The 22,757-nt window shown below is 65.6% G+C and carries 23 protein-coding genes; 4 read left to right on the top strand and 19 right to left on the bottom strand.

The window, feature by feature from the left end:
• Nucleotides 1-2: 2 nt before the first annotated feature.
• Together phnH and phnG are read right to left on the bottom strand one after the other, a co-directional pair.
• Nucleotides 3-611 carry a phosphonate C-P lyase system protein PhnH gene (phnH, locus tag JQ573_RS04530; protein WP_212311525.1) on the bottom strand — a complete coding sequence of 203 codons (609 nt, stop codon included), beginning with the start codon at nt 609-611 and terminating at the stop codon, nt 3-5.
• 4 nt (nt 612-615) lie between these two features.
• The gene (gene phnG, locus JQ573_RS04525) at nt 616-1,089 is read right to left on the bottom strand and encodes a phosphonate C-P lyase system protein PhnG (RefSeq protein WP_212311526.1); all 474 of its coding nucleotides are present in this window, start codon (nt 1,087-1,089) and stop codon (nt 616-618) included.
• Between the two features lie 104 nt (nt 1,090-1,193).
• Here phnG and phnF point away from each other — a divergent pair, with 104 nt between their 5' ends.
• Nucleotides 1,194-1,919, top strand: a complete 726-nt coding sequence (gene phnF / locus JQ573_RS04520) for a phosphonate metabolism transcriptional regulator PhnF (RefSeq protein WP_212311527.1) — start codon at nt 1,194-1,196, stop codon at nt 1,917-1,919.
• Nucleotides 1,920-2,096: 177 nt separating this feature from the next.
• Here the strand turns inward: phnF and phnE (JQ573_RS04515) are convergent, their stop codons facing one another.
• The 4 genes from phnE (JQ573_RS04515) to phnC all read right to left on the bottom strand — a co-directional run bounded on the left by phnE (JQ573_RS04515) (nt 2,097) and on the right by phnC (nt 5,728).
• A complete protein-coding gene (phnE, locus tag JQ573_RS04515; RefSeq protein ID WP_212311528.1) occupies nt 2,097-2,945 on the bottom strand; it encodes a phosphonate ABC transporter, permease protein PhnE in 849 nt (282 codons plus the stop codon).
• Nucleotides 2,942-3,826: a phosphonate ABC transporter, permease protein PhnE gene (gene phnE / locus JQ573_RS04510; RefSeq protein WP_173641362.1), complete on the bottom strand. Its 885-nt coding sequence runs from the start codon at nt 3,824-3,826 to the stop codon at nt 2,942-2,944. The genes phnE (JQ573_RS04515) and phnE (JQ573_RS04510) overlap by 4 nt, the downstream gene beginning before the upstream one ends.
• Nucleotides 3,827-3,907: 81 nt before the next feature.
• Nucleotides 3,908-4,837 carry a phosphonate ABC transporter substrate-binding protein gene (gene phnD / locus JQ573_RS04505; protein WP_092124685.1) on the bottom strand — a complete coding sequence of 310 codons (930 nt, stop codon included), beginning with the start codon at nt 4,835-4,837 and terminating at the stop codon, nt 3,908-3,910.
• A gap of 75 nt (nt 4,838-4,912) precedes the next feature.
• Nucleotides 4,913-5,728, bottom strand: coding sequence for a phosphonate ABC transporter ATP-binding protein (phnC, locus tag JQ573_RS04500; protein ID WP_212311529.1), 816 nt, complete (start codon nt 5,726-5,728; stop codon nt 4,913-4,915).
• Nucleotides 5,729-5,938: 210 nt separating this feature from the next.
• Between phnC and JQ573_RS04495 the strand changes: the two genes are divergently transcribed.
• The 3 genes from JQ573_RS04495 to JQ573_RS04485 are packed head-to-tail and all read left to right on the top strand — an operon-like array spanning nt 5,939 to nt 8,483.
• Nucleotides 5,939-6,604, top strand: coding sequence for a chloramphenicol acetyltransferase (locus JQ573_RS04495; RefSeq protein WP_212311530.1), 666 nt, complete (start codon nt 5,939-5,941; stop codon nt 6,602-6,604).
• Nucleotides 6,601-7,773, top strand: a complete 1,173-nt coding sequence (locus JQ573_RS04490; protein ID WP_312011355.1) for an alpha-D-ribose 1-methylphosphonate 5-triphosphate diphosphatase — start codon at nt 6,601-6,603, stop codon at nt 7,771-7,773. The genes JQ573_RS04495 and JQ573_RS04490 overlap by 4 nt, the downstream gene beginning before the upstream one ends.
• Before the next feature lie 20 nt (nt 7,774-7,793).
• Nucleotides 7,794-8,483 carry a DUF1045 domain-containing protein gene (locus tag JQ573_RS04485; RefSeq protein WP_212311532.1) on the top strand — a complete coding sequence of 230 codons (690 nt, stop codon included), beginning with the start codon at nt 7,794-7,796 and terminating at the stop codon, nt 8,481-8,483.
• A 9-nt stretch (nt 8,484-8,492) separates the two neighbouring features.
• Here JQ573_RS04485 and hemC read toward each other — a convergent pair whose 3' ends face one another.
• From hemC to JQ573_RS04420, 13 genes are all read right to left on the bottom strand, one after another.
• Entirely contained in the window at nt 8,493-9,503 is a 1,011-nt protein-coding gene (gene hemC, locus JQ573_RS04480; RefSeq protein ID WP_212311533.1) for a hydroxymethylbilane synthase, read from the bottom strand.
• 65 nt (nt 9,504-9,568) lie between these two features.
• Nucleotides 9,569-10,189, bottom strand: a complete 621-nt coding sequence (gene pncA / locus JQ573_RS04475; RefSeq protein WP_212311534.1) for a bifunctional nicotinamidase/pyrazinamidase — start codon at nt 10,187-10,189, stop codon at nt 9,569-9,571.
• Nucleotides 10,189-11,007: an aspartate dehydrogenase gene (locus JQ573_RS04470; protein WP_212311535.1), complete on the bottom strand. Its 819-nt coding sequence runs from the start codon at nt 11,005-11,007 to the stop codon at nt 10,189-10,191. Before JQ573_RS04470 ends, pncA begins: the two co-directional genes overlap by 1 nt.
• Nucleotides 11,007-12,425, bottom strand: a complete 1,419-nt coding sequence (locus tag JQ573_RS04465) for a M20/M25/M40 family metallo-hydrolase (RefSeq protein WP_212311536.1) — start codon at nt 12,423-12,425, stop codon at nt 11,007-11,009. The genes JQ573_RS04470 and JQ573_RS04465 overlap by 1 nt, the downstream gene beginning before the upstream one ends.
• A 130-nt stretch (nt 12,426-12,555) precedes the next feature.
• Entirely contained in the window at nt 12,556-13,044 is a 489-nt protein-coding gene (locus JQ573_RS04460) for a Rid family hydrolase (RefSeq protein ID WP_249131212.1), read from the bottom strand.
• Between the two features lie 20 nt (nt 13,045-13,064).
• The gene (locus tag JQ573_RS04455) at nt 13,065-13,475 is read right to left on the bottom strand and encodes a cytochrome c (protein ID WP_249131211.1); all 411 of its coding nucleotides are present in this window, start codon (nt 13,473-13,475) and stop codon (nt 13,065-13,067) included.
• A complete protein-coding gene (locus JQ573_RS04450; protein WP_212311537.1) occupies nt 13,472-15,064 on the bottom strand; it encodes a flavin monoamine oxidase family protein in 1,593 nt (530 codons plus the stop codon). Before JQ573_RS04450 ends, JQ573_RS04455 begins: the two co-directional genes overlap by 4 nt.
• A 124-nt stretch (nt 15,065-15,188) precedes the next feature.
• On the bottom strand, nt 15,189-15,941 hold the full coding sequence (locus JQ573_RS04445; RefSeq protein ID WP_212311538.1) for a hypothetical protein: 753 nt from the start codon (nt 15,939-15,941) through the stop codon (nt 15,189-15,191).
• Between the two features lie 404 nt (nt 15,942-16,345).
• The gene (locus JQ573_RS04440) at nt 16,346-17,566 is read right to left on the bottom strand and encodes an ABC transporter substrate-binding protein (protein ID WP_212311539.1); all 1,221 of its coding nucleotides are present in this window, start codon (nt 17,564-17,566) and stop codon (nt 16,346-16,348) included.
• Nucleotides 17,567-17,783: 217 nt separating this feature from the next.
• Complete coding sequence (locus JQ573_RS04435; RefSeq protein ID WP_212311540.1) at nt 17,784-19,229, bottom strand: amidase family protein; 1,446 nt, start codon at nt 19,227-19,229, stop codon at nt 17,784-17,786.
• A 41-nt stretch (nt 19,230-19,270) separates the two neighbouring features.
• The gene (locus JQ573_RS04430) at nt 19,271-20,689 is read right to left on the bottom strand and encodes an amidase family protein (protein ID WP_212311541.1); all 1,419 of its coding nucleotides are present in this window, start codon (nt 20,687-20,689) and stop codon (nt 19,271-19,273) included.
• Between the two features lie 24 nt (nt 20,690-20,713).
• Nucleotides 20,714-21,508 (bottom strand): FadR/GntR family transcriptional regulator, encoded by a 795-nt coding sequence (locus JQ573_RS04425; protein ID WP_212311542.1) that lies wholly within the window; start codon nt 21,506-21,508, stop codon nt 20,714-20,716.
• A gap of 127 nt (nt 21,509-21,635) precedes the next feature.
• Complete coding sequence (locus tag JQ573_RS04420) at nt 21,636-22,757, bottom strand: amino acid ABC transporter permease (RefSeq protein ID WP_212311543.1); 1,122 nt, start codon at nt 22,755-22,757, stop codon at nt 21,636-21,638.

Raw genomic sequence — 22,757 nt, 5'->3', positions numbered from 1 at the left:
GCTCACACTCCGCTTGCGATCAGCCGCGTGGTGCGCGGGATCGCGACAATCTTGTCGTCATGGACCAGCACGACGTCGATGCCGCGCGGGAACAGCGCTTCGTTGATCGCCAGCCGCTGGAACAGGTCGCGCGGCTTGATCATCGCCTGCAGCAGCGCGCTGCCGTCGATGCCGGGTCCCTTCAGCTCGAAGGCCGGCCCCTGCGTCAGGCTGTCGACCTGCAGGACCAGCGTGGTCGACCGGTCAGGATATTCGCTGCTGCCGAACGCGAAACGCTCCAGCGCCGGCAGGTTTGCGGCATCGCCGATCAGCGCGAAGCTTGCGATCGCGGAATCCGTAACCACCGGCGCGCTGGCGTGAAACTTCAGCCAGCGGGCGACATCCGGCGTTGCCGACATCGCGGCATCGAGCCAGATCGGCGTGTCGTGATCGAACAGCGTCAGCGCGATCGCGGCCGCGCCGCGCATCATGCCAGCCGGCGTTCCGGCGCTCGCGGCGACGCGCTGCACGCTGCCCGGGCGCGCCATCGCATCCATCACGGAGCGGAATGTGGATTGCGCCGACAGCACCTTGTCGGCAAAGCCTGCGGGCATTTCGGCAATCGTCGTCATTGCATCATCCCTCACCGCGCACCATCGTGTAGAAATCAACCCGGGTAGCCGCGGTCTCGGCAGCCTTGCGGGCGCGTTCGGCATTCATCGCGACACGCAGCGGCGCGATCACCTTGGCCTCGACCTCGCCGGACAGCTCCGCCGATTGCACCATGGCGTCGCACAGCGCGATCATCTGCGCCTTGTGCGCATCGCGGCCGAGCGTGTAGCCGAAGCCGACCTCGCCGGTCGCAAGCCGCACCGCCGCGCGCGATACCGTCGCCTCGCCGAGGTTGAACGGCGCACCGTCACCGCCGATCCGCCCGCGCATCATCACGAGGCCGTTCTCCGGCTCGCGCAGGTTCTCGTGGCTGGGCACCGCGATCGCCGCCAGCCGGCCTGCGATGTCGGCCACGGCGGAGTGCGCCAGCACCGTCATCGCGGCCTTGCGCTGGGCTTGTTTGCTGTCTGGTCCGGTCGAATTCGTGGTTGAATTCATGGGCAACCTTGCTTGCATCAAGTTGTCTATGATACTAGACAACTTGATAGCCGAGCGCCATGACTGTTTCGTGACAAACCGAAGATTTCTGGTATCACCGCACCATGAGCATGCAGGAAAGTTCCGGCGTCGCCTTGTGGCGGCAGGTCGCTGACGGCATCGAGCGCGGCATCGCCGACGGCCGCTTTGCTGCGGGCGAAAAGCTGCCCGGCGAGATGGAGATCGCCGAGACTTACCGGGTCAACCGCCACACAGTGCGGCGGGCGCTCGCCGCATTGGCGGAGCGCGGCCTGGTGCGCGCCGAGCGCGGCAGCGGCACCTATGTCGAAGCCCAGCGCCTTGCCTATCCGCTGCGTTCACGCACGCGATTCTCGGAGATCGTCGGCGCCGGGGGCCACGAGCCGCGCGGCCAGCTGATCGATGCAGGCAACGACGTCGCCAACCGCGAGATCGCGCGCGAGCTGGGTTTGAAGATCGGCGCGCCGCTGATCCGGATCGAAGCGGTGCGGCTCGCGGACCGGACGCCGATCTGCGTGTCCACCACCTGGCTGTCGGCCGAGCGGTTTCCCGATGCCGGCAGCGTGTTCGCCGACGTTCGCTCGATGACGAAGCTGCTCGGGCATTACGGCGTGAAGGATTACCACCGCGCCTCGACCCGGATCACCGCGGCGATCGCCGATGCGACCGACGCCGCGCGGCTCGACCTGCCGCTGGGCCGGCCGGTGCTGGTGGTCGACGCGACCGACGTCGATATGCTGGACCGGCCGCTAGTGACCAAGCGCTCGCGCTTCGCCGCCGAACGCGTGGAGTTTCTGGTCGAGAATAGCTGATCTCTCTGCTCCCTCGCCCCGCTCTTGCGGGGAGAGGGTTGGGGTGAGGGGCTGCCTCCGCGAATCCGACAGATGTGAGTACGGGGACAAACCCCTCACCCGGATTGCACCGGACGATGCTTCGCGTCGCCGAGCGCAATCCGACCTCTCCCCGCAAGCGCGGGCCGAGGTGACCTCCTACACCACCGCCCTTTGGCCGATGATGGCAAAGCGCAGCTTGCTCGAGATGAAATCGATCGCGGCGACCGCGATCAGGATCATCAGGATCAGGAACGACACCTTCTGCCATTCCAGCACGCGGATCTGCTCGGCGAGCTGGAGCCCAATGCCGCCGGCGCCGACGATGCCGATGATGGTGGCCGAACGGGTGTTCGACTCGATGAAGTAGAGCACCTGGCCGGCGATCACAGGCAGCACCTGCGGCAGCAGCCCGAAGCGGATTTCATGCAACGCATTGCCGCCGGAGGCGCGGATGCCCTCGACCTGCTTGCGATCGGCCGCCTCGATCGCCTCCGAGAACAGCTTTCCGAACGCGCCGAAGTCGGAGACCATGATCGCCAGCACGCCGGCGAATGGGCCGAGACCGACGACGTTGATCCAGACCAGCGCCCAGATCAGCGTATCGACGCCGCGGATCGAATCCAGGAAGCGGCGCACCGGAAAGCGGATCAGGTTCGAGGGGATGATGTTGCGCGCCGCCAAGAGGCTGACCGGCAGCGCCAGCACCGCCGCAAGCGTGGTGCCGAGCAGCGCGATCGACAGCGTCTCGCCGAGCGCCTGCATGTAGAGCGGGAACGACGCGCCGGGATTGGGCGGGATCATCATCATGGTGATCCAGCCGAGCTGGCTCATTCCCGAGATCAGCCTGGACGGCGAGAAGTCGAGATCGACCAGGCCGTATGCAAAGATCGCGATCGCCGCCACGATCGTGGCCGGCATCGCCAGCCGCGCCGACGCGGGGCGTTCGAACACGCCGGGGTATTTCGCACGCAAGTCCGCGGTGTCCGGCTTCGGCAGCTGGCTCATCGCCGGGTCTCCTTGCCGAACAGCCGGCCGCGCAGCCAGCCGGTCGAGATGTCGATGATGAAGACGGTGACGATGATGGTGACGAGGATCGCGCTGACGTCGGAATAATAGAACTTGCGGATCGCGACCACGAGCTCCTGGCCGATGCCGCCGGCGCCGACGAAGCCCATCACCGACGCCTCGCGGACGTTGATCTCGAAGCGCAGCAGCGCATAGCTGGCGTAGCCCGCCGAGACCTGCGGCAGGATGGCAAAGCGCATGCAGGACAGCCAGCTCGCGCCGGTGGAGCGGATGCCCTCGACCGGCTTCATGTCGGCATTCTCGACGATCTCGGCGAACAGCTTGCCGAGCGCCCCGGTGGTGTGGATCGCAATCGCCAGCACGCCGGCCATCGGCCCGAGGCCGAACGCGATCACGAAGATCAGCGCGAACACGATACCCGGCACCGTGCGGGCGAATTCGAGCAGGCGACGGACGGTAAAGCGCACCCATGGTCCCGGCGAGGTGTTCTGGGCCGCGAAGAAATTCAGCGCAAAGGCAAACACGGCACCGGTCAAGGTGCCGACATAGCTGATCAGGAGGGTCTCACCGAGCAGCCGCAACCATTTCTTCAGGCCCCAGAACCATTCCACCGGATCGGTCCAGACCCGGGCACCGGAATCCAGCGTCAGGATGCGGTCGAAATAGCTGACGAAGTTGCCGAAATAGGTGAAGAACGTGTGCAGGTTCACATCGGCGCCGAGCGCCGCGATAAACAGCGCCGCGCAGAACACCGCGGCCGCCACCGTCGCCTTGAGCCGCTTGCGCGCGACCGCCTTGCGATAGGCATCGTTCAGCGTCGCCAATTGCTGCGCTGGAAGGATGGAAATGGCGGTCGCCATCGATGCGGGCCAGTCTGCTCGAGGGAGGAACGAAAAGGGCCGGGTTGTCGAAACCCGGCCCAATTCAGCGGCGACGCGCGATCAGGAGCCCTTCTTGCGCAGAGCGTCGACGAACTTGATCAGCTCGATGGTCTTGTCGTAGTCGGCGTTGGTGACCGGCTGCCATGGACGGTTCTTGCCGTCGGACAGCTTCTTGAAGGCTTCCGGATCCTTCGTCGGCATGTCGAGGAAGGCCTGCTTGATCTTCGCCTTCATGTCGTCGGGAAGGCTCTCGAGATAGGCGTAGGGCGAGTTGATGATCAGGTCGGACTTCACGATGATACGGAAGTCCTCCTTCTTCAGCGGCGTGCCGTCGCTCGACTTCACCATGTTCTTGGCGAGCATGCGGGTCAGGTTGGAATCGTCGTCGGCATTCCACCAATTGGCGGCGACGTCGACGGTGCCCTGCGCCAGCGCCAGCACGGCGTTCTCGTGGCTGCCGGTGAAGACGACCTTGGAGAAGTAGGTCTCCGGATCGATCCCCATCTGGTTCAGCTTGAAACGCGGCATGTTGTTGCCGGAGGTCGAGTTGGGATCGACCAGGCCGATATTCTTGCCCTTGAGGTCTTCGACCTTCTGGTACGGGCTCTTGGCGAGCACGTAGAACACCGAATAATAGCCCTTCGAACCGTCGGCATTGACGTCGATCACGAACGCGTCGGTCTTGACGCCGGTGAGGCGAGCGCGGGCGAACGACGCCGGGCCGTAGTAACCGATGTGGATGTTGCCGGCGCGCTGGCCCTCGATGACGGCCGCGTAGTCGTTGGCGACGCGCAGGGTCACCTTGATGCCGAGTTCCTTCGACAGATACTCGGTGAGCGGACCGTAGCGCTCGGTAACGCCGGAGCCGTTCTCGGCGGGAATCACCGCGAAGGTGATCTCCGGATACTTGGTCTTCCAGTCCTCGGCCGAAGCCGATCCTGCAAACGCCAGCGCGGCGGCGCCGGCCAGAATGATGCGACGAGTGATCATGTTACCCCTCTTTGGTAGTTACGCCTGTTGGCCGGGCGAAATGCCCGGTTGCCCTGTTTTTCGAAAATGCGCCGCTCAGGCCGCGGCAGCGGTGCCGAGCGCCGGAGCAGTTGCGCCGTCGGGCGCGGGCATCGGGGCCGCGCCCATGACGTCATTGGCCTCGAGGTCGTAGAGCTCGCGGGCAATATGGTCGGTGAGCGCCGCGGGGGCGCCGTCGAACACCACGCGCCCCGCCGCCATGCCGATCAGGCGGTCGCAATAGCTTCGCGCCAGGTCGAGGGAGTGCAGGTTGCAGAGCACCGTGATGCCGAAATGCTTGTTGATGCGCAGCAGCGCGTCCATCACGATCTTGGTGTTGCGCGGATCGAGCGAGGCGATCGGCTCGTCGGCAAGAATGATGTCGGGTTCCTGCACCAGCGCGCGGGCAATCGCGACCCGCTGCTGCTGGCCGCCGGAGAGCTGATCGGCGCGCTGCGCCGCGAGCTGGGCGATGTCGAACTGCTCGAGCGCGGACAGCGCGAGCGCCCTGTCCTGCTCCGGCCAGACCTGCGCCAGCGAACGCCAGGACGGGATCTGGGCGAGCCGGCCCATCAGAACGTTGGTCAGCACATCGAGGCGGCCGACGAGATTGAATTGCTGGAAGATCATCGCCGAGCGCGCCCGCCACTGCCGCAGCGCCTTGCCGCGCAGCGCGGTCACGTCAGTGCCTTCGAACAGGATACGGCCGGAGGTCGGATCGGCGAGACGGTTGATCATCCGCAGCAGCGTCGACTTGCCGGCACCGGAGCGGCCGATCACGCCGACAAAGCTGCCCGGCGCGATCGAAAAGGATGCGTTATCGACTGCGGCTTTTGTGCCGAACCGGCACGTCAAACCTTCCACCACCAGCATGCAATGCTCCAACCGCGTCGCGTTGGGCCATCGCTATCCCCGGTGCTTGACAGTTATGTGACGTGGCGTTGCAGTGCGGCGATCGTCCACACCCCTTCCCTGCCGTTCGTTTGACGTCATCGCAACGTCATGATGTTGTCATCAAGCATCCTGATGACGAGCCCGCATCTCCCCGGAAGCCAAAGATTTACAAGATTTGCGGAGGCCCTGATGGCCGGAAAAACACTCTCGGTTGTGCCGACGATCGACCCGACTGCGTCGGTGCGCGAGAGCAAGCTCGGCAAATATACCGAGGTCGGCGCGCGCACCATCCTGCTTGAAGTCAGCATGGACGACTATTCCTACGTCGTGAACGACAGCCAGATCACCTACACCTCGATCGGCAAGTTCTGCTCGATCGCGGCGATGACCCGCATCAATCCCGGCAACCACCCGATGCATCGCGCGACGCAGGCACATTTCACCTACCGCGCCAGCGCCTATTTTCCCGGTGAGAGCGACGACACCGATTTCTTCAACTGGCGACGTGCGCATCACGTGCATATCGGCCATGACGTCTGGATCGGTCATGGCGCGATCCTGCTGCCGGGCCGGAACGTCGGAACCGGCGCTGTCGTCGCTGCAGGCGCGATCGTGACCAAGGATGTGCCCGCCTACACCATCGTTGCCGGTAATCCGGCGCGGCCGGTGAAGCGGCGCTTCTCCGAGACAGCAGCGGATCGCCTGACAGCGCTCGCGTGGTGGGACTGGGATCACGAAACACTTCGTCGTGTCCTGCCCGACTTCCGCAAACTCGTGGTCGAGGAATTCCTCGACAAGTATGAGGCCGAGGCCGTATCCCAATCACAGAGCAAGCAATGGAGCGCCGTAAGGTGACGGACATTTTCATTGAAGGCGGACGCACGCTGGTTGACGGTGCGTTGGTCGAGACCTCGCTGCGCACTACCGGCCGCGACATCGGCGCACTCGACGCCGAACAGGGCCGCGCCGCGCTCCACATCAATGCCGGCGGCCTCTTGGTGCTGCCCGGCATCATCGATCTGCACGGCGATGCGTTCGAGCGGCAGATGATGCCGCGCCCCGGCGTCGACTTCCCGACCGACGTGGCGCTGATCGACAGCGACCGGCAGGCGATCGCCAACGGCATCACCACCGTGTTCCATGGCACGACCTGGTCCTGGGAGCCTGGCCTGCGCAGTGCGGAGAATGCACGCAAGCTGCTCGACGCGATCGAGGCGCTGCGGCCGCAGCTCGCCGCCGATACACGCTTCCACCTGCGTCACGAGACCCACAATCTCGAGGCCGAGGCCGAGATCATTCAATGGCTCAGCGAAGGCCGCATCGATCTGTTCGCCTTCAACGACCACAGCAACGTCAAGCCGAAGAAGCGCAACCAGCTCGCCGAACGCACCGGGCTCTCCATCGAAGCCGTCAACGACATGCTCGATCGGATCGTGGCGCGCCGTCCCGAGGTACCCGCCTCGATCGCGCGACTGGCGGCCGCTGCGCGCGCGGCGAACATTCGGATGCTCTCGCATGACGACAACAGCCCGGCGATGCGCCAGGAGTTTCGCGCGCTCGGCGCCACGATCGCTGAATTCCCGGTCAATGAGGAGACCGCGCGCGACGCCGCCGCCGCCGGCGACTTCATCGTGTTCGGCGCGCCGAACGTGGTGCGCGGCGGCAGCCACACCGGCTGGACCAAGGCATCCGACATGATCGCACAGGGCCTCTGCTCGGTGCTGGCGTCGGACTACTATTATCCGGCGCAACTGCTCGCCGCGTTCCGCCTCGCCGCCGACGGCATCCTGCCGCTTGCGAAGGCCTGGGACCTGATCTCGTCGGCACCGGCACGCGCGGCAGGGCTTGCCGATCGCGGCGTGATCGCCGCCGGCCGCCGCGCCGACATCATCGTCGTCGACGACAAGGTGCCGCTGCGGCCGCGCATCGTCGCCGTGATATCAGCCGGACGGCTGGCGCATCTGGCGGACGCGAGCTGCCTCGTTCATTCGCTCGCACCGCGCAAAACGGTTGCGGCAGCATAGTCAGGACCTGTTCTGCCGCCATGGCCAACACTCCGCGCTACGCGATCTATTATGCGCCGTCACCCGACAGCGCCCTGCACCGCTTCGGTTCGACACTGCTCGGCTACGATGCCGTGTCGGGCGACGACCTGCCGTTTTCCGATGGCGTCGCGCCCGACTGGCGCGAGGTGACGGAGGACCCGCGCAAATACGGTTTTCACGCCACGCTGAAGGCACCCACTGCGCTTGCCTATGGCAGGAACGAGTCCGAGCTGCTCGACGCCTGCGCTGCGTTCGCCGGCCGCGCGCGGCGCATTCCGGTGATCGAACCTGTTGTCGATGCCATCAGCGGCTTCATTGCCGTGATCCCGGCGCGCCGCTCGGATGATCTGCAACGGCTTGCCGCCGATTGCGTCACCGAGTTCGACGCATTCCGTGCGCCGCTGACGCCGCAAGATCGCGCGCGGCGCAAGCCCGAACGGCTCACGGAGCGGCAGCGCGACTATCTCGATCGCTGGGGCTATCCTTATGTCATGGAGGAATTCCGCTTCCACATGACGCTGACCGGACGGCTGAGCGACGAGCGGCGCGGCCCGATCGTGGCGCGGCTGCGCGAGCGGTTCGCGGCGATCGAGCTTGCGCGGCTGGCGATCGACCGCATCGCGCTGTTCAGGCAAGCGGATCCAGCTTCTCGCTTCCGCATCATCCGCAGCTGGCCGTTGCGAGCGTAACGGCGGACGCTACTCGTCCACCCGGGTGCGGGCGATGATCTCGGCGGCGCCCTTCGCGAGCAGCTCCATCCCGACGGCGCGGCCGAGCTCGCGCGGCCGGTCCGCCGGTCCGCGCCGCGTCACCTCGATGAAGCCGGCACCGGCCTCGTCGAGCACCGAGGCGCGCAGCGTCATCTCGTTTCCAGCGAGCGTGGCGTGGCCGGCGATCGGCGAATTGCAATGGCCGTTGAGCACCCACAGCACCTCGCGCTCGGCCTCAGCTGCAAGCCGCGACGGCGCATCGTCGATCCCGGCAAGCCGCGCACGCGTCGCCCAGTCGGTCGCGACGCATTCGACCGCGACGATGCCCTGGCCGACCGCCGGCAGCATCTCGTCGACGGAGAAATCATGCGCGATGCGCGCGGTCATGCCGATGCGCTCGAGGCCGGAGCGCGCCATCACCAGTGCATCCGCCGGCCCCACCTCGCCGCCATCGGGCAGCCGCTGCTTGGCGCCGCGATCGAGTTTTGCAATTCGCGTGTCGGCGGCACCGCGGAAATGAATGACCGTCGCCTCCGGAAACAGCCTCCGCAGATAGGCGGCACGGCGCACGGCATTGGTGCCGATCATGAAGCCCTTGCCGCGCGAGGCGCGAAACGCATCCAGCGTCAGGCCCGGCCGCAACACCAAGCTGTCATTGGCCGCATCGCGCGCCAGCATCGCGGCGAGGACGAGACCCGGCGTCTCCTCGTTGCCCGGCACGTCCTTCAGCGAATGCATCGCCGCCTGCAGCGTGCCGGCACGCATGGCTTCCCGGATCTCGGCGACGAAGGCGCCGCCCTTGCCGCCGTGACGCAACAGCTTGCTGGTCTGGTCCTGGTCGCCGCGGGTCTCGAACTTGACGATCTCGACGGCAAGGTCGCCCGCCGAGGCGCGCAGCAGCCGCGCGACCTCGTCCGTCTGCGCGAGCGCCATCGCGCTCTTGCGCGTCCCTATCCGCAAAACCTGTCCCGACACGAAAGCTCCGCTGCGCGTGATCATCAACGGCTGGGGATTAGAACAAAAGGCCAGTCAAAACAATGGTTTTTGCCCCGGCCCGGCCACGCTCAGGGAATCTCCTCAACGAGCGCCACGCCGGCCTCGCGCATCGCCGCGGTGGCGGCAGCAAGCGAACCGCCGAGATCGATGGCGCGGCAGCCCGGCAGCACGACCGCGGTCTCGAAGCCGAGCCGCCGCGCATCGAGCGCCGAATACTGCACGCAAAAATCAGTGGCGAGCCCGGCCATCACGACGCGCCTGAGGCCGCGCTCGCGCAGATAGCCGGCGAGCCCGGTCGGCGTTATCAGGTCGTTCTCGAAGAACGCCGAATAGGAATCGATCGCGGCCCGGAACCCCTTGCGGATCACGAGCTCGGCCCGCTCGGTTGCGAGCTCGGGATGAAACGCGGCGCCCGCGGTGCCCTGGATGCAATGATCCGGCCACAACGTCTGCGGCCCATAGGCCATGGTGATCGAGGAGAACGGCGCGGCGCCCGGATGCGAGGTCGCAAACGAGCTGTGGCCGGCCGGATGCCAGTCCTGGGTCAGCACGACATGGTCGAAGCGCGCCGCGAGCCGGTTGACCACCGGCACCACGGCGTCGCCGTCGGCGACCGCCAGCGCGCCGCCGGGGCAGAAATCGTTCTGCACGTCGATGATCAGGAAGAGATCGTCGGGCCCGATCTTCATCACGTCCCGATCCGCAACGACGCGCGCAGCTTGCGCAGGCAGGCGACCACCGATAGCGCGGTGATGCGGCCGGTCTTCGGATTCTCCGAGGGGATGTTCTCGATCATCATCGAGAACCGCGCGGAATCGGAATCGACCTCGATCCGATGGGTGTTGCGCGTCACCGTCGGATCAGCCCAGATCTCGACCCTTGTGCGATCGGGGCCGATGCCAGCGAGCGACAGCGCCACCGCGACGTTGAGATTGGCCGGAAAGCCCTTTGCCGCGTCGCGCGCGCTGCCCTCGAAGATCCGCAGCGGCTCGGTGATGCCCTCGATCCGGATGTTGTTCTCGACCAGATGCGGCGCGCCGATGAGGCCCGCGACCGGCTTCCGCGTCACCAGCTTCGCCGAATGGATGGTCCCGACCGCGGCCGCGGTGACGGCATCGAGCCCGATCAGCGCGCCGGTCGGCACGATGATCTGGCCGCCATGCGCCTTCGCGAGGTCGACCAGGTCCTCATTCTGCAACAGCGCACCGACGCTGAGCACGATCGCGGTCTTGCCGCGCGCGACCACCGGCGCCACGATCGAGCGCACCAGCTTGCTCGGCGCGCACTCGACCACGATGTCGGCGACCTCAGCCAGCTCATCGATCGGCAGCAGCTTCGGCGCAGACTTGAGCCCTTCGACCCAGCCGCGGTGCTTGTCCGGACTGTTCGCTGACACCGCAACCAGCGTCAGGCCCTCGATGCCCTGATCGAGCGCCTTGACGACGTCGGTGCCGATCGCGCCGAGGCCTGCGACCGCAACACGTGTCTTTGTCTTGCTGTCAGCCATCATTTCCCGCCGGCGAGCATCTTGACCAGGCGATAGAGATACTCCTCGCCCTCGTAGAACGATTTGACGAGCACGCGCTCGTCCTTGCCGTGAGCCCGGTTGTCATCGACATCGGATCCCAGCCCGGAATGGCCGTAGGTCGGAATTCCGGCATTGCGCAGATAGCTGCCGTCGGTGGCACCGGTGCTCATCACGGGAACGATTTCGGCATTCGGCCAGAACTCCTTCGACAGCTTCTCGACCGATCCCATGATCTCTTCGTTCAAGGGTGACGGCGGGCTCAACACGGCTTTGCCGGTCGGGGTCACCTCGATCTGCTTGTCGGCGAGCACGCGCTCGATCGTCGCCTGAACGCCTTCGACCGGCTCGCCGGGCAGGATCCGGCAGTTCACCTTGGCGGTTGCCAGCTGTGGCAGCGCATTGATGGCGTGGCCGCCCTCCAGCATGGTCGCGACGCAGGTGGTGCGGAGCTGCGCATTGTAGCCGGGATTCTCCGACAATCGCGCCAGCGCCGCCGGATCGGGCTGCGGCGCCAAAATGGCCTTGATATCGTCGGCATGCGACTTGTCGACCTCGGCGGTCTTGGTGAAATAGATCCGCGTGGTCTCGTTGAGATTCATCGGGAAGTCGTATTTGGAGAGCCGCACCAGGCCCTCGGCGAGCCGATAGATCGCATTGTCCTTGCGCGGCAGCGAGCTATGGCCACCGCGATCCTTCACGGTGAGCAGGTAGCCGATCGAGACCTTCTCGCTGGTCTGCACGCTGTTGCGGATCGCCTTGCCGTTCTTCAGGCCGACGCCGCCGCCTTCGTTGAGCGCGAACTCGGCGTCGATCAGGTCGCGGTGGTTCTTGATCAGCCACTGCATGCCGAGACCGTTGGAATCGAGGATCTCCTCGTCGGTCTCGAGCGCGACGATGATGTCACGATCGGGCTTGTAGCCCTCCTTCTTGTAGCGGATCAGATTGGTGATGAAGGCCGACGCCATGTATTTGTCGTCGCCCGAGCCGCGGCCGTAGAAATAGCCGTCCTGCTCGGTGAGCTTGAACGGATCGACCGACCAATCCTCGCGGTTGGCGGGCACGACGTCGATATGGGCGACCAGCAGGATCGGCTTGCGCGCGCCGGAGCCGCGCAGCCGCGCCACCAGATTGCCCTTGTGCGGTGCCGGCGAGAACACATGCACGTCGCCCTCGGGGAAGCCCGCCGCGCGGAGCCGCGCGCCCATCGCCTCCGCCGCCTTCTGCGTATCGCCGGTCGCGGTGGTCGTGTTGATCTCGACCAGCTCCTGGTAGATGCCGCGAGCAAATTGCTGCTGCTCGGTCAGTCCCTGCGCGCTCGCGCCGGACGCGAGCAGGACCGGAACGAACGCTGCCGCGAGTTGCAGCGATCGAACCATGTTTCGGGCGTTGTGCGACATCGTGCTCTCCCGGAATTCCACCACCTGATTGGAGATGAATTCAGACAGGCGGCACGCGCTTTGGCAAGACGGCGAGCCCTTCAATTTCCGCGCGCATGCTCCGCGCTTTCGCGCCGGCTATTTGGAGTCCTTATTTGGTGTCCTTGGCCGCAATCACCTCGATCTCGACCAGGAAGCCGGGATTGGCGAGCGCGGCGACGCCGACCACCGAGCGCGCCGGCAGGTTCGGCTGGCTGCCGCCGAAGAACTGGGTGTAGCCCTCCATGAAGGCCTTGAAGTCCATCGGCGCAGCCGTGCTGTGCACCAGGAACACCTGCATCTTGACGACGTCGCCCATGCCAAGCCCCTGGCCTTCCAGAATGGCCTTGATGCGGTTGAACACGCCGACGGTCTGGGTCTTGGTGTCGCCATAGGCCTGCGGGCTCGACGGATCGGCATCCTTGTTGGCGACCGGCGGCACCTGGCCGCTGACATAGACCGTCGTGGTGTTGCCGGTAACCGTCACCGCCTGCGCGATAGGGAAGGTCGAGTTGGGAATCGGATGCCTGACCACGTCAGCCGAGGCAGCGGTCGCCATCACCGACAGCGCGGCGCCCAGTGCGATACCGATGAATTTCATCGAACTCTTCTCCAAAGTGGTTAGCGGCGGGCGTCCTGGACATCCTTGGTCGTCACCGCGTCCTGATAGGTGTTGCCGAAGTGCGTCCGCAGATAGTTCACAACAGCGGCGACCTGACCATCGGTCATCATGTCGCCGAACGCCGGCATGCCGCGGCGGCCGTTGACGACAAGGTAGATCGGATAGCTGCCGGTTTCGAGATTCTTGTTGCCGGCGAGCGAGGGATAGGTGCCGGCGCCGCTTGCGCCCGTCGCATCCGGCATGTGGCAGCCCTGGCAGACATTGCCGAACAGCTCCTCGCCGGTCATCTCCACGAAACGGTAGCCGGAAGAGAAGGTGCGCTTGGTCACCCCGCTGTCCTGCCCGAGGGCCGCAGTCGCCGACAGCAGTGCCAGCGCAGCGACAACCGATGTTCCTGTCCGCACCATCATGTCTTCACCACGCGCTCGTGCAATCGGGTAATGGCGTCGAGCGCGGACAGAATGGCGCCCTCCTGCCAGGCCGGCAGCTGCGAAGCGTGCTCGCCCGCCAGCGCGATGCGGCCGTCGATCTGGCAGAGATTGCGGTAATGCTGCGCCCGCCCGGCTTCGGTCCATTCGCCGGCGCAGCCGAGCGTGAACGGCACCCGATGCCACGCCACCGCAACGCCGTTCTCGAACTCGCTTTTGTACTGCGGATGGATCTTGGCGCCGAACTCGACCGCGCTGGCGACTCGCTCGGCCGGCGTCATCGCCGTGAACTCGAAGGAATTGGCGCCCTCATACAAATAGGCGCCGAGCAGGACACCGCGGCCGCTGCGGTTGAAGCCATAGTTCGGATAGCCGATATTCCGGATCGGCAGGTCGGTGTAGCTGATGCCGCCATAGATCGCCTCATCCTCTTCCCAGAACCGCCGCTTGAACTGCAGCCCAACCTTCACCGAGGCGGCGTAGGGCAAGGAATCGATCGCATTCTTCATCGGCCCGCCGACGTCGATCGGCAGCTGGCTCAGGATCGGCAGCGGAATGGTGCAGATGCACCAGTCGGCGGTCGCCTGCTGCACCACGGAGGGACTGGCGGTGTCGACAAAGCTCACGGTGACGCCCGAGCCGTTCTGCTGGATCTGCGTGACCTTGGCGTTATAGCGGATGAGGTCGCCGACCTCGCGCGCGAACGCCTTGCCGATCATGTCCATGCCGCCGACCGGCTGGAACATGGTGGTCTGGAAATCATAGTGCGCAAAGCTCTGGACGTAGCGCCACATCCGCGACCGCAACAACTCCTGCAGCGAGATCGGATCGCTGGGCAGCGGATCGCCCATCAGGCCGCCGCCGGGATCGCGCGCATAGCCGCGGACGTCGGCGGAGCGCAGATTGGCATTGTACTTGTAGTCGCGATCCAGCGCGCCCCAGTCGCGCAGTGCCTGCAGCAGGATCTCCTGGTCTTCCTTGCTGACGAACTCGTCGAGCCGGCCCTGCTGGCTGACTTTCGCGAGCAGCTCCGACACGCCTCCCTGGAAATCCGCCTTGATGCTGCGAAAGCGCTGCGGCTTGCCGTCGAATGCACGCGTCGCGTGCAGATAGGCATTGTGGTTGAGCTGGATGAAGGGTTCCAGTGTCACGTTGAGCCGGCGGCAGTAATCGAGCAGCGCACGGTGATGATAGGGAATCCGCCACGGGCCGGGATTGAGATAGAGCCCCTGCTCGAACTGGCAGGTCTGCTTGAAGCCGCCGAGCTCGGTAAAACTGTCGCCGCCGCGGATCGACCAGTTGCGGCCGCCGGCGCGGTTGTTGAATTCGAGGATCTGGACCTTGTAGCCGGCCTTGCGCAGCTCCAGCGCCGCCGTCATGCCGGCAAGCCCCGCGCCGAGAATCAGCACCGAAGCGCCCTTCACGTCGCCGGTGAGCTTGAGCGGGCCCTTGTAGGCGGACTCGGATGCGAAGCCGAGGCTCGTCATCGCCTGATACACCGCCGAACTGCCGGCGATGGTCCCGATCAGCGCCAGCAAATCCCGCCGCCTGATCACAGATTGATTCTGCACCCGCGTTCACCCAGCCGCCGATTTCGATGGCGAAGGGAAACGGTTGACGCGACCCGTGTCAAGAAAGGGTACGCGCTTACACATGTGCCCACACGCGCTTTTGATGCATCACGCGACCGAACCATCACACTACGCGTTCGAGTTGCACACGCCGGCAATCCATTTCATAGTCGAGTCCAACCACCGGCGGCCGGTCGAAATGCCAGGTCAGGCCGTTGCGAAGCACGCCACGGCGGCCGAGCTCGCTTTCGAGCACCGGATAAGCGTCGTGCACGGTGTAGAGCTGTACCGCGGTGGTGTCGCGCCAAGAACCGCCGAACGCGCTCATCCGGCGTTCCATCTCGCCAAGCACGAATTGCGCCTTCGCCAGGATGCCGGCCGGGCTGGTGTCGCCGAGCGCGACAGTATGATCGCGATAATTGGCGTTGCCCTCGACCGACTCGCCGCTGCCGGCGACGACGAAGCTCGTCGGTGCATCCTTCGCCGCCGGCACCGTGTAGCAGAAGGCGTGGAACGACGGCTCGGCGGGCGGATCGAGCTTTGGACAGACGTTGCTGCGCGCCACCGGATTGACGCCGTCGCGCATCACGCCCCAGGCGACCAGCGTCTTGATGTAGATTTCGTTGAATGCCTTGAACCCGTCCTCGGTGAACGGCGCCGGCGAGCGCAGTTCGCAGGCCGCTAAAGCGGTCAGCGGACGGCCCGCGCCCCTGATGATCTCGGCAATCCGTTCAAACCCTGCGCTCAAGGATACCGGTTCGGAGAACCTGACCCGCTCGATGGCATAACCGGGCAACGCACCGACGCCGCAGGAATACTGACTGACGCCGGGCATGAAGCGGTAGCCGCCGTCGGGAGCCTCGATGGTGTTGGTCATGGTGCCTCTTGATATGAGCGCGGTGCTACGGCCGCCACGATTACGTTCCGCTTGATTTCATCACAGCTGTCGTCGCTGCGAAAGCAGGGACCCATAGCCACCGCATGTGATTGTGAGAGGGATTGGGTCCGCAGCGTCGCGCAGCAACGACCATTGGGGGTAATGGGTCCTGGCTTTCGCCAGGACGACGATGAGGATGGTTCTCGCGCGATACGACGCGCCGCTATTGCGCACCTCATCTCGGTGTCATCGCCCGGCTCGACCGGGCGATCCAGTATTCCAGAGACGCGGGTGCTTGAATAGAGAAGCCGCGGCGTACTGGATCGCCCGGTCAAGCCGGGGCATCAACGCTGCCCCAACAATTGCGTGCCCGAACGCCTGCTCTGGTCTGACCGCCTCGCGTCCTAATGCGCCTTGGCGAGGTAGGGGCAACCACCTTCATCGAGCGGACGGAAGGCCTGGTCGCCCGGCACCGTCGCGAGATATTCGTAGAGATCCCACTTGCTCTTGGACTCTTCCGGCTTCTTGATGCGCATCAGATACATGTCGTGCACCATGCGGCCGTCCTCGCGCACCACGCCGTTCTGGGCAAAGAAATCATTCACCGGGGTCTTGCGCATCTGCGCGATCACGGTCTCCGAATCCACCGAGTTGGTCGCGGCGACCGCCTTGAAATAGTGCCGCAGCGCCGAGTTGACGCCGGCCTGATAGGCCGTCGGCATCGCGCCATGCCGCTTGAAGAATTCCTGGGCGAAGACGCGCGTCTCGGGCGTGCGGTCCCAATAGAAGGAATCGGTGAACAGCAGATCGTGCGCATGCGCGAGGCCAAGCGCGGGCACGTCGGTGAGCGTCACCTGCAGCGCGACGAGTTGCATGCTGGCGCGGATGTTGAACTCGTCGGCCTGCGACACCGCGTTGCGGAAGTCGGAGCCGGCATTGGCGAGCGCCAGGATCTTGGCGCCGGAGGACTGGGCCTGCAGCAGGAAGGACGAGAAATCGGCGGTGTCGAACGGATGCCGGACCGCGCCGAGCACCTTGCCGCCGGCCGATGTCACTGCCTTGCTGGCATCGCGCTCCAGCGCCTGGCCGAACGCGTAATCCGCCGTGAGGAAGAACCAGGGCGAGCCGCCGCGCGCGACCACGGCTTTCGCCGTGGCGTTCGAGGAGGCATAGGTGTCATAGGTCCACTGCACGCTGGTCGGCGAACACTGCTTGCCAGTGAGGTCAGATGAGCCGGAGCCCGAGATCAGAAACAGCTTCTTGCGTTCGCGCGTGACCGTCTGGATCGCGAGCGCCACCGCGGAATTGACGCCTTCGGCGATCACGTCGACACCCTTGTTGTCGATCCAGTTGCGCACGATGCCGGTTGCCACGTCGGGCTTGTTCTGGTGATCGGCCGAAATGATCTCGATCTTGCGTCCACCGACCTTGCCGCCGATCTCCTCCGCGGCCATTTGCGCCGCGATCACCGATCCCGGGCCGTTGCCGTCGGAATATTGCCCGCTCATGTCGGTGATGATGCCGACCCGCAGGACACCGTCCTCCGCGCGAGCTCCGCCGGCCGCAAAGGAGAGACACACGGCCGCAATTGCGAGCAGGACAGGCGAGCGTTTCGTGATGGACATTTCGTTCCCAAGGGTTCGGATGGTTCGGACGAACTCCTGAAGCAATCAAGGATCGCCGACAACCCCGTGGCCGGCATGGCGCTCTGCGATTCCGCGCAAGAATTCCGGGTGGAGGAACGTGGGCCGGGCGCCGACACGCGCGTCGCCGATCGCACGAACGCCGCGACGAGATCTCGCCGCGGCGTTCCTTACAGTGCTGGATGGTTTCGAAATCGCCTCAGCGCCGCTCCCACAATTGCCTTGCCAGGATGCCGACCTTGCGCTCGATCGCCTCGGCCGCATCGAGACACATGTCCTCGCGATAGCGCGAGCCCACGATCTGGACACCGACCGGCAATCCCTCATGCAGGCCGACCGGCACCACGGCTGCCGGCAGCCCCAGCACGTTCATCGACGAAATGAAGCGCAGGTCGTTCCAGAACAACTCCTTGACGCGCTGGTCGCCGCCGAGATCGGCATTGACCTCCGGCGTCCTGCGCACCGAGGTCGGCATCAGCACCAGCGGATACTGCTCGAGGAACGTCATCCAGTTCCTGATGTGGCGCGAGCGCTCCGCGATCGCCTTCATGTAGCCGGCCTGATCCAACGGATTTGCCAGCGCCATGAAGCCGTGGAACGTCTTCTGGAAGTCGGCACTCGTCGTCGCCAGCATCTGGTCCTGCTGCAACACGCGGGTCTCGGTCATGATCAGATCGCACCAGAGCTGCCAGACCTTGTTGAGATCGGGCACCTCGACCTCGCTGACCGCATAGCCCGCATCGGCCAGATGATCGGCCGCCTTGCGCTGAAGCGCGATCACGCCGCGATCGGTCGCCATGTCTTCAGGGATCTTTGCGACCGCGACCTTGACCGGTGCGGCAGGCTTCGGCCCCGTCAACGGCGCCGGCACGTACCAGGGATCGCGCGGGTCGCGCTGCGCCATCACCTCCAAGCCGAGGCGCACGTCGGCGACGTGGCGCGCCAGCGGTCCTTGCGACGACATGAACTGCGCCATCAGCGGCCGTTCCGCCGTGGCGCTGGGATTGAACGCCGGAATCCGGCCCTGGGTCGGCTTGATGGTGGCGATGCCGTTGCAATGGGCCGGCCAGCGCAACGAGCCGCCGATGTCGTTGCCATGCGCGATGGTGCCGATGCCGGCCGCGATCGACGCGCCGGCGCCGCCCGATGATCCGCCGCAGGTCACGTCCGCGTTCCAGGGATTGCGCGTCAGGCCGTGCAGCGGGTTGTCGGTGAAGCCGCGCAGCGAGAATTCCGGCGTGTTGGTCAGGCCGATGATGATTGCGCCAGCCTTCTTGAGATTGGCCGTTACCGGCGAGTCGCCCGGCGCGATGTTGTCCTTGAACGCGACCACGCCGTTCGAATTGGCCTGGCCTTCGACGTCGATGTTGATCTTGATCGTGACCGGTACGCCGTGCAGCGGTCCGACCTCGCCGCCCTTCCCTTTGCTCGCCGCCAGCGCATCGTCGGCGGCCTTGGCGGCCTTCAGCGCAGCGTCGCCGAGATCGACGACGACGGCATTGAGCGCCGGATTGGCCGCGTGCATACGGTCAAGATGGGCACGAACCACCTGCTCCGACGTCACTTCGCTTTTCTTGATGGCCGCCGCCGTCTCCACGGCGGACCATTGCCAGATCGGTGCATTCGTCACGTTGTGCTCTCCCATGATCCTCAGTGTTTGTTGATGGTTCCGAAAACCGCGTGCCTTCAGTCGCGTGGGTCGATCGGCGTCAGCGTCGACGCACGCGCCTCGATCACCTCGGCGACCGCGAGACAGACATCCTCGCGGAAGCGGCCGGCGATCACCTGCACGCCGACCGGCACGCCGCCGGCGGTCCCCGTCGGCACCACGACCGACGGAAAGCCGAGCGCGGGGACGGCGAGCAGCGGCCGCTGCGCATCGAGCAGCGCGCGCACCACCGTTGCGTCTTCCTGATCCTGATCGAAGCGGAACGGGAGTTGCGCCGAGACCGGCAGGATGATGACCGGGCAACGTTCCTGGAACAGCTGCCAGGCCCGCACGATGGCCAGCCGCTGCTCGAAGCAGGCCAGCACCTGATCGCCGTCGAGCTCTGGCGCATACGCAATATGGCCGTCCAGATTGTAGCGGGCCCTCACGTCGCCGAACTTGCGGATCATCGGCGCGAGCACGCGCCGCTCCTCATTGATGACGAGCCGATGCCAGAGATCGGCGGCCTCCGCGAGCCGCGGCGGCACGGTCTCCTCCACGGCAAAGCCGGCCTCGGCGAGCCAGTGTCCGGCGGCACGCACCGCTGCGCTGACCTCCGGCGTCTCGTCACCGAACGGCGCCGCCGCGATCGCAACGCCGACCGGACGCTTGAGTGGCGCACCTTGCAAGGGCACCGGCAGCCATGTGCCGTCGCGCGCGTCCGGCTGCGCCATTGCGGCGAGGCCCGTGCGCAGATCGGCGACCGAGCGCGCGAGCGGCCCCTGCACCGACATCATCTGCGCCGTGATCGGACGATCTGAAGTCGCCGACGGATTGAACGAAGGAATTCGTCCCGGGGTCGGACGCAGGCCGGCGACGCCGCAGGCATAGGCGGGATAGCGGATCGAGCCGCCGAAATCATTGCCGTGTGCGATCGCGCCCATGCCGGAGGCGACGGCCGATGCCGCGCCGCCGCTGGAGCCGCCCGGCGTCAGCCGCCGGCTCCAGGGATTATAGGTGGCGCCATGCAGATCGTTGTTGGTGAACCAGCGGTGCGAGAAGGCCGGCGTGTTGGTGCGGCCGACAATGACGGCGCCGGCCTTGCGGAAATTCGCGACCACCGGGCTGTCCTCGGTCGCGATGACGTCGCGGAAGGCGACGACGCCGTTGGTGGTGGCGTGGCCGCGCTGATCGACATTGACCTTGATCGTGACCGGCACGCCGTGCAGCATGCCGAGCTCCGCGCCGGATTTCACCGCGGCGTCCGCTGCATCCGCCGCGGCCAGCGCTTCATCGGCGAGCACCTCAACGACGGCGTTCAACGCCGGATTGACCTGCGCGATCCGGTAGAGGCTGGATTGCACGGCTTCCCGGCTCGAGATCACACGCGCCGCGATCGCGCGCGCCAGATCGACGGCCGACCAGCTCCACAATTCATTCTCGCGTCGCGTGACCATGACCGCTTCCTCCAACACTGTTGTTCAGTCGAGCCGCAACGGCTGGTAAAACACCGGCAGATCCATGCGGCGGTCTTCCGCTGGAACGACCACGGCTTCGGCGCTCAGCACATGGTCGAGCATCACGCGCCGGGCGCGCGCGGCGTTGCCGGAGCGGAACGCGGCCATCAGGCGCTTGTGAAACTCGATGTTCTCGCAGGTGAAGCTGGATGCGAATTCCTGCACACCGAGCTTGCCGATCAGATGCCGGATCGCCTCATTGACGAAGCGGGCGACCAGGCCGAGCAGCGGATTGGGACAGGCCTCGATCAGGATGTCGTGGAAATCGATCTCGGCGTGGCGGTGGTGCTCCCAGTCCGCGATGCCGCCGGGATGATGCTCCTGAACCGCGATCGCCTTGTCGAGCGCGGCGAAATGCGCCGCGGTGAGATGGCCGACCACGCTGAAGGCGAGCTCCGGCTCGATCAGCCGGCGGATCTGATAGATCTGCGCGGTGCTGATCGACTGGAAATAGAAGTAGTTGCTGAGCAGGCCGACGATCCGGTTGATCGACACCGGCGCCACCCGCGCGCCGCCGCCGGGACCAGTGGTGTTCTGCACCAGCCCCTGCACTTCCAGTGATTTGAGCGCCTCGCGGATGGTCGAGCGGCTGCAGCCGAACATCTCGATCAGCTCAACCTCCTGCGGCAGCCGGTCGTTCGGCTGCAAGCCGGCCTGGAAGATGTGGCTGCGGATCAGATCGGCGACGGCGTCCGAGCGCTTGCGCTTGATCGAGGCGCGCCGCGACGGGTCCAGGGAGGGGAGAGCCGATTTATCCATTTTATGATCATAAATAGGATCGAGACGGCTTGGCAAGAGGCGATCGCCCCAAAAGATCGTCGTACCCGGGGTTCATCCCGGGCATGACGGCCGACCGGATTTGCAGGAATTGGCGAGAGCCGATCGCTCAGTTGGTTCCGCGCTGAGCCTCGAGGCCGCGGCTGTAGCGCGACATCGCAAAGCAGAACGCGAAGTAGATCACCCCGACGAAGACGTAGACCTCTACGCTGAACGACTGCCAGGCCGGATGGACGATCGCGGTCTTGGCGGTCGTCAGCAAATCGAAGATGCCGATGATCAGCACCAGGCTGGTGTCCTTGAAGAAGGCGATGAAGGTGTTGACCAGCGGCGGGATCACGTGGCGGATCGCCTGCGGCAGCACGATCAGCGCGTTCTTCTCCCAGTACGACAGCCCGAGCGCATCGGCGGCCTCATATTGTCCACGCGGCACCGCCTGCAAGCCGCCGCGCACCACTTCCGCAAGGTAGGCGCCGGCATAGAGGATGAAGGCGATCTGCGCGCGCAGCAATTTGTCGATGTTGACGCCGTCCGGCATGAACAGCGGGAACATCACGCTCGCCATGAACAACAGGCTGATCAGCGGCACGCCGCGGATCAATTCGACATAGAGCACGCAGAGCGAGCGGATCGCCGGCAACCTCGAACGGCGGCCGAGCGCGACCAGAATTCCGAGCGGGAAACCGAACGCCAATCCGAAGGTCGCGAGGATCAAGGTCACCGGCAGCCCGCCCCAGCGGTCCTGTGTGACAAAGGACAGCCCAAGGAAGCCGCCCCACATCAGGCAGCCGATCGCGATCAAGGCTGCGGCCCACAGCAGGAACAGCTCCTTGCGCCAGAAGCTGCGGCGGCTCGAGACCGCGAACAACGCGATGAAGATCAGGACCGCGAGCGCCGGCCGCCACTGCTCGTCGAACGGATAGGTGCCGAACAGGATGAAGCGGTACTTCTCGGGGACGACAGCCCAGCAGGCGCCGACGCCGCGCAGCGCGCGGCAGGCGCTGCTGTCATTGCCGGAGACGATCCAGATCGCGTTGGCAATGCCCCATTGCCAGAGACCGATGCAGGCCTTGCCGAGCACGAACAGCAGCAGCAGCGTCATGATGCTGGACGGGATCGAGGCGAACAAATTGGCGCGCAGCCACGCGGTGAGATGTCCGCCGAGCGCCCGTGGTGCGGGTCGCGGCCCGATCGGCAGCGGATCCTGCGGAAGGTGGGCGACCGAGCTCAT

Source organism: Bradyrhizobium sp. AUGA SZCCT0105 (assembly GCF_018129565.1).
Classification (GTDB): domain Bacteria; phylum Pseudomonadota; class Alphaproteobacteria; order Rhizobiales; family Xanthobacteraceae; genus Bradyrhizobium.
The sequence above is the reverse complement of the archived record's forward strand: the minus strand, read 5'-3'. Positions and strand labels throughout refer to the sequence as shown.